Source organism: Synechocystis sp. LEGE 06083 (assembly GCF_015207725.1).
GTDB classification, from domain to species: Bacteria; Cyanobacteriota; Cyanobacteriia; order Cyanobacteriales; family Microcystaceae; genus Synechocystis; species Synechocystis salina.
In genome coordinates this window covers 1-1,002 of sequence record NZ_JADEWJ010000479.1, presented here as the reverse complement: position 1 = coordinate 1,002, position 1,002 = coordinate 1, and the positions used below count along the sequence as shown (strand labels likewise).

The 1,002-nt window shown below is 47.8% G+C and carries 1 protein-coding gene; it reads left to right on the top strand.

Annotation, left to right across the window (positions count from 1 at the left end; all coding sequences use genetic code 11):
* On the top strand, positions 1-902 hold a 902-nt coding region (locus IQ219_RS19865), incomplete at its 5' end, for a collagen-like protein (protein ID WP_194073773.1).
* Positions 903-1,002: the final 100 nt, after the last annotated feature.

Sequence of the window (1,002 nt, the reverse complement as noted above, 5' to 3'; positions counted from 1 at the left end):
GTTTCAAAAGCAAGAGTCAGAGTCTTGATTTTATCACTAGAACCCGCAAAAAATGCAGTGAAAAGTTGAGCGGGGAAAGAGTTTTGTCTGGGGTTCAAAATTTGGCGGCGGTACTCGCAAGCATTTCTGTTGTTGGGGGCGGAATCTATGCGTTTGCGAATTGGCAAGCCCAATCAGATAGCCGTGCAGCAGAAGTAGATAAGAATATTCGCATTATGGGAAATATTAATGCCGAACTTCGAGATGAATTAGGTGAAGTTAGACGAGAATTGGCTGAAGCTTTGGATCGAATAGATTCCATTGAGAAAGCAAAGTCTGAGCGACTAAACAGCGGCACGGGGCCGAGTGCGGATAAAGTCGCTGCAGTGCTCGTTCAGCAACACCTTGAAGAGATACGCGGCCCCAAAGGTGATAGAGGGGATCCGGGTCCAATCGGGCCCAGAGGACCTGAGGGGGTTGCTAGCACTGCCGGTCAGGACGTTGATGTTTCAGGCTCCAACGCATTTCTACCGTTGGACTTTAGTAAAATAACGAGTGGTATTAGGCTGGGTGGGTTCGAGTGGGGCGTCCCGCAATGCGACCGCTCTGGTTTAACTGTAAAATGTGAAGCACTGCTAAAAAATGATAGCGGTGAGGATGTTAGTAATTATTCATTTTATCCAAACAACAGTAAAACACAGGCATTCTCAGATGTATTAACAAATCACGCCCTAAGTGCATTTTCATCTAAAAGTTGGGATAAAAAATTTGATCAACATTTCTGGTTTAGTTTTCCAGCAGGAATCGTCTATCCGATAACTTGGGAGGTGGTCTCAGTTCCTGTTGAAGCGAAAGGCTTTGCGCGAATGGATCTTTATACCGGTTCTGGATTAGCTTCGTTCAAAAATGTTCCGATCAACTAGAACGTCACCGCGAACAGCCGCGAGCCGTTCTGCTTGAGCCAGCGCTTGGCCTCGGACGTCCGCGGGCAAAGCGCCTTGCAGGTGGCCCAGAAGTCCGGCC